The 5,153-nt window shown below is 62.0% G+C and carries 8 protein-coding genes; 6 read left to right on the forward strand and 2 right to left on the reverse strand.

The features are described 5' to 3' along the window. The 5 genes from AAC083_RS06635 to hypA form a co-directional block, all read left to right on the forward strand. Nucleotides 1-726 (forward strand): Kae1-like domain-containing protein (locus AAC083_RS06635; protein WP_441296517.1); only part of this gene is annotated, 726 nt, incomplete at its 5' end. 5 nt (nucleotides 727-731) lie between these two features. After that, complete coding sequence (locus AAC083_RS06640; RefSeq protein ID WP_059113321.1) at nucleotides 732-983, forward strand: HypC/HybG/HupF family hydrogenase formation chaperone; 252 nt, start codon at nucleotides 732-734, stop codon at nucleotides 981-983. Further along, on the forward strand, nucleotides 977-2,089 hold the full coding sequence (gene hypD, locus AAC083_RS06645; protein ID WP_108536141.1) for a hydrogenase formation protein HypD: 1,113 nt from the start codon (nucleotides 977-979) through the stop codon (nucleotides 2,087-2,089). Before AAC083_RS06640 ends, hypD begins: the two co-directional genes overlap by 7 nt. A gap of 85 nt (nucleotides 2,090-2,174) precedes the next feature. Beyond that, the gene (hypE, locus tag AAC083_RS06650) at nucleotides 2,175-3,179 is read left to right on the forward strand and encodes a hydrogenase expression/formation protein HypE (RefSeq protein WP_108536142.1); all 1,005 of its coding nucleotides are present in this window, start codon (nucleotides 2,175-2,177) and stop codon (nucleotides 3,177-3,179) included. A gap of 69 nt (nucleotides 3,180-3,248) precedes the next feature. Further along, a complete protein-coding gene (hypA, locus tag AAC083_RS06655) occupies nucleotides 3,249-3,590 on the forward strand; it encodes a hydrogenase maturation nickel metallochaperone HypA (protein ID WP_108536143.1) in 342 nt (113 codons plus the stop codon). Here the strand turns inward: hypA and AAC083_RS06660 are convergent. Beyond that, a complete protein-coding gene (locus AAC083_RS06660; RefSeq protein ID WP_219927868.1) occupies nucleotides 3,568-3,912 on the reverse strand; it encodes a hypothetical protein in 345 nt (114 codons plus the stop codon). The genes hypA and AAC083_RS06660 overlap by 23 nt on opposite strands. Between AAC083_RS06660 and hypB the strand changes: the two genes are divergently transcribed. Further along, entirely contained in the window at nucleotides 3,793-4,617 is an 825-nt protein-coding gene (hypB, locus tag AAC083_RS06665) for a hydrogenase nickel incorporation protein HypB (RefSeq protein ID WP_219927869.1), read from the forward strand. The two genes, AAC083_RS06660 and hypB, sit on opposite strands and share 120 nt — an antisense overlap. 90 nt (nucleotides 4,618-4,707) lie before the next feature. Here hypB and AAC083_RS06670 read toward each other — a convergent pair. Then, nucleotides 4,708-5,153, reverse strand: a 446-nt coding sequence (locus tag AAC083_RS06670) for an AAA family ATPase (protein WP_108536145.1), incomplete at its 5' end; no start/stop codon positions are given.

Raw genomic sequence — 5,153 nt, forward strand, 5'->3', positions numbered from 1 at the left:
GCCCACCTCAGGCCCTTCAAGCTGATCGGCGGCGAGGCAGCCATCCGCGAGCCGGTGCGCCAGCTGCTGGGGCTGCTGTTTGAATCGCACAGCCCTGAGGAGATCAGTGCCCTCGATATTCCGGCGATCAAGCAACTGCCAGCAGAGCGGATCAACAACTTGCACCAGCTCTGGCGCCTTGGCCGCAACGCCCCTTACACCAGCTCCATCGGCCGTCTGTTCGATGCGGTGGCGGCGCTGCTGGGGGTGATCGATTCCCCGGATTACGAGGGCGAAGCCGGGCTCTTGCTGGAGGCAGCCGCCTTGCAGCTGGCCCCCGATGAATTGCCCTTACCCCTCGCCTTTGGCCTGCACCAGAGCGCAGAGGGACCGCTACTTATTGAGTGGGCAGAGCTGCTCAATACCCTTATCAACGAGCGGCGCAAAGGCACCTCCACCGCCAGCCTGGCCGCCGGTTTTATCTACGCAGTCAGCGCTCTGGTCGTTGCTCTGGCCGAGCGCTTCCCCGGTTATCCGGTGGCGCTCGGGGGCGGCGTCTTTCAAAACCGGGTACTGATGGATCAGCTGGTGCCCGCTCTCGAAGCAGCAGGCCGGCAGGTATTGACCAGCGAAACCCTGCCGCTCAATGACGGTGGCATCGCCGCCGGTCAGCTCTGGTTTGCCATCCACCATCTTGCCACGCACCAGCCTGTCACAACCGGTTGTGCCACCTTGTCGGAGTCCTGAAATCCATGTGTCTATCCATCCCCTCTCAGGTGGTGCAGTTGCACCCCGAAGATAACTGCGTCACCGTCGATACCCTGGGGGTGCAGCGGCGCGTCAGCTGCATGCTGCTCGAAGAGCCCCTCAACCTTGGCGACTATGTGCTGCTTCATATCGGCTTTGTGATGAGCAAGATTGACGAAGAGGAGGCGCAGGCCAGCCTCGAGAGCTTCCGCCAGATGGTGGCCCTGATGCCCGGTCAGGATATCTTGCCATGCTGACACTCAATGATCTCTTTCAGGGCTTTCGTCAGCCCGACGTCATCCGCGCCCTCGCCGCGCAAATTACTGAACTGGCAAAAGATCTGCCCGAACCGCTGCGGGTGATGGAGGTGTGCGGCGGCCATACCCACACCATCATGAAATACGGCCTGCACCAGCTGCTGCCGGCCAGCATCGAGTTTGTCCACGGCCCCGGCTGCCCGGTCTGCATCATGCCCAAGGAGCGGATCGATCAGGCCATCGAGCTGGCCCGCCAACCGAACGTCATTCTGGTCACCCTGGGGGACATGGTCCGGGTGCCGGGCTCCAAAGGCACGCTGGCCCAGCAGCGCGCCAAGGGGAGCGATATCCGCCCGGTTTATGACCCCCTCGACGCCCTGCGCATCGCCCGTGAGAACCCGGAGAAAACCGTGGTCTTCTTCGCCATCGGTTTCGAGACCTCCACCCCGATGACTGCGGCGCTCTTGGCTGCCGCTGAAGAGCAAGGGGTCGAGAATCTTCTATTTCATATCAACCATGTGCTGGTGCCCCCCGCCATTCACGCCGTGATGGCCGACGGGGTTGCCAAGGTGAACGCCTTTATCGGCCCTTCTCACGTCAGCGTCATCACAGGCGCCGATATCTACCTGCCCATTGTCGACCGCTATCAGGTGCCGGTGGTGGTGAGCGGCTTCGAACCGGTGGATGTGATGGAGGCGCTCTTGATGATGGTGCGCCAGAAGGTGGAGGGTCGCTACGCCCTGGAGGTGCAGTACACCCGCGCCGTCACTGCCAGTGGCAATAAAGCTGCCCAGCGGCTGGTCGAGCGCTTTTTCGAGACCCGCGAGCACTTTCGCTGGCGAGGTCTGGGGGATATCAACGCCTCTGCCCTGCGCCTGCGCGATGCCTTTGCCAAGCGCGATGCGGAGCGTCACTTCCAACTGGACCAGACCCCCATCGATGACCACAAGGCGTGCCAGTGCGCCGATATCCTGCGCGGGCTGGCCAAGCCCAACCGGTGCAACGTCTTTGGCCGGGGCTGCACCCCGACCCAGCCCATGGGCAGCTGCATGGTCAGCTCCGAAGGGGCCTGCAATGCCTACTACCGATATATGGGGATCCAATGAGAGAAATTCAGTTAAGCCACGGCGGTCGGGTGATGAGTGGAGATGAACCAGCCTGTTTCGGCAATCTAGTGGAGAACCAGACCCGATGAGAGAAATCCAACTTAGCCACGGCGGCGGCGGAGTGGAAATGAATCAGCTGATCAACCAGCTCTTCTTTCGCCACTTTGGCAACGAGATCCTGCTGCGCGGTGAAGATGCCGCCCTGCTGCCGGTGAGCGGGCCCATCGCCTTCACCACCGACAGCTTTACCGTCTCGCCGCTGTTCTTCGAGGGGGGCGATATCGGCAAACTGGCCATCGCTGGCACGGTCAACGATCTCGCCATGATGGGGGCCAAGCCCGAGTATCTGAGCGCCAGCTTTATCATCGAGGAGGGATTCCCCTACGCCGATCTCACCCGCATCGTCGAGTCGATGGCCGCGGAGCTTGCCAAAAGCGGCGCCCGCATCGTCTGCGGCGACACCAAGGTGGTGCCTAAGGGGACGGCCGACAAGATTTTTATCAACACCAGCGGGGTCGGCACCTTTCCGCTGCCGGAACAGAGCCGGGGCATCTCGGTGCGCAACCTCAAGGCTGGTGACGCCATTCTGGTGTCGCGGGATATCGGCAGCCACGGCGCCTGCATCCTGATGGCCCGCGATGCCCTGCAGCTGGGGTCTGATCTCAAGAGCGACTGCACCACCCTCTGGCCGCAGGTAGAAGCGCTGCTGAAAGCGGGGATCACCCCCCACGCCCTGCGCGACGCTACCCGCGGTGGCCTCGCCGCCGTGCTGAATGAGTGGAGCACCGCCTCCCAGGTGGCCATCGAGCTGGAGGAGTCCGCCATTCCGGTCTGCGATCCGGTGCGCGGTCTGTGCGAGCTCTACGGCTTCGAGCCCCATGATCTCGCCAACGAGGGAACCATGGTGCTGGCCCTGCCTGCCGAACAGGTGCAGGACGCGCTGGGCATCTTGCGGCAATTCAACCCTGCGGCCAGCCAGATCGGCGTGGTGCAGGCGAGTGATCGCCACAAGGTGATCCTCAACAACCCCTGGGGCAGCCGCCGTTATCTGGAGCTGCCGCAGGGGGAACTCCTGCCGCGGATCTGTTGATCGGCCATGCCGTTCACCCTATGACCGGGAGGAGTCACTCCTCCTCCCCATATCGGTTAAGGAGCCACCATGCACGAAATGTCTCTGGCCATGGCCGCCATCGAACTGGCGGCCGAACAGGCCACCCAGCGGGGCTTTAACAAGGTGACCGCCCTCTGGCTCGAGGTTGGCAGCTTCTCCTGCGTTGACCCGGACACCATTGCGTTCTGTTTCGAGGCGGCCGCCAAGGGCACAGTCGTCGAGGGGGCCCAACTTCACTTTCAGCACCAGGCGGCAGAGGCCTGGTGTTACGACTGCAACAAAACAGTCACCCTGCAAGCGCGCGGGCAAGCCTGCCCCGAGTGTGGCGGATACACATTACGCGTCGCGCAGGGGAACAGCCTGCGCATCACCGACATCGAGGTAAGTTGATATGTGTAGCGTATGCGGATGCGGCCAGGCGCGGATCGCCGGCCATAAAGATGATCACGACCATGAACACCACCATGAACATGGCCATAAACACGATCATGCCCATGAGCAGAGCGCACCGCGCACCCTGATCATTCACCACCACTATCACCATCAGGGAGATGTCCATCACCACTACCACGGCGTGCGGGCACCCGCGGGTGTGGAGGATCATAAGCACCATCATGATCATCCCCACTCTCATGACCACGGCCATTCCCACGCGCATCCTCATGACCATGACCATGACCATGACCATGACCATGACCATGACCATGACCATCAGCAGGGTGATCTGCACTATGGCAAAGGGGAAGCGGGATTGTCGGTCCCCGGCATGGGGCAGCGTCAGCTGATCGCCATCGAGATGGATGTGCTGGCCAAAAACAACGCCCTGGCCGCCCACAACCGCGAGCACTTCGACGAGGCGGCCCAGCTGGTGCTCAATCTCGTCTCTAGCCCGGGTTCAGGCAAGACCACCCTGCTGTGCGAAACCCTGCGCCAGCTGGCCGACAAGCGCCCCTGCGCGGTGATCGAAGGGGATCAGCAGACCAGCGCCGATGCGGATCGCATTCGCGCCACCGGCGTGCCAGCCGTGCAGATCAACACCGGCAAGGGCTGCCATCTGGATGCCAAAATGGTCCACGACGCCTGCCACCAGCTGCCCGCCAATGAAGGGGGCATCCTCTTTATCGAAAACGTGGGCAATCTGGTCTGCCCCGCCAGCTTCGACCTCGGCGAGAAGTACAAGGTAGCGATCCTCTCCGTCACCGAAGGGGAAGAGAAGCCCCTCAAATACCCGGACATGTTTGCCGCCGCCCAGCTGATGGTGATCAACAAGATTGATCTGCTGCCCTATGTCAGCTTTGACGTGGCCCGCTGCATCGAGAACGCCAAACGGGTCAATCCCTATATTCAGGTGATCCAGGTCAGCGCCACCACGGGTGAAGGGATGGATGCCTGGCTCAACTGGCTGGCCACGGCCTGAACCGGTTAAACGCCACTGATAACTGTGGGTAACAAAAGAGGGAGGCTGATGCCTCCCTCTCTTTTATTCTGCTGACTGCGCCCCCAGCCCTCAGGCCACATTGCAAACCATCGGCTCCTGCTCAGCAGGTGCCTCACCAAAGCGCAGCACCCGATGACAGATCTGGCGCAGCAGCGCCTGTTGGTGGCTAAAAATCAGGATGCCAAGCCCGCGCTGTTCGCACTCGCGCATCAACTCCAACCAAATATGGCGCTGGATTTGCGGATCCAGCTGGGCGGTCACCTCATCGGCGACAAGCAACCGGGTGCGGGGATCGAGGGCGCGCAGCAGCGCGATGCGGGCCAGCTCGCCACCGGAAAGCTGACCGGGTTTACGACCAAGCCACTCGGGCTTGACCATAAAGCGAGCCAGCATGGCGTCATCGGGGCGCCACATATCCCACAGCGCCTGCCCGGTGGTGCGATAGGGATTGAAAGTGAGTTCGGGGTGCTGGGGCACCAGCTGGATGGGGTTATAGCCTGTAACCTGTTCAGGCA

The sequence above is a fragment of the Aeromonas sp. HMWF014 genome, assembly GCF_963878295.1.
GTDB classification, from domain to species: Bacteria; Pseudomonadota; Gammaproteobacteria; order Enterobacterales; family Aeromonadaceae; genus Aeromonas; species Aeromonas popoffii.

What these genes read in the sequence shown, in the direction of transcription:
- AAC083_RS06640 (WP_059113321.1), top strand. Translation starts at nt 732, where the DNA reads ATGTGTCTATCCATCCCCTCTCAGGTGGTGCAGTTGCACCCCGAAGAT.
- hypD (WP_108536141.1), top strand. Translation starts at nt 977, where the DNA reads ATGCTGACACTCAATGATCTCTTTCAGGGCTTTCGTCAGCCCGACGTC.
- hypE (WP_108536142.1), top strand. Translation starts at nt 2,175, where the DNA reads ATGAGAGAAATCCAACTTAGCCACGGCGGCGGCGGAGTGGAAATGAAT.
- hypA (WP_108536143.1), top strand. Translation starts at nt 3,249, where the DNA reads ATGCACGAAATGTCTCTGGCCATGGCCGCCATCGAACTGGCGGCCGAA.
- AAC083_RS06660 (WP_219927868.1), bottom strand. Translation starts at nt 3,912, where the DNA reads ATGGTCATGGTCATGGTCATGGTCATGGTCATGGTCATGGTCATGGTC.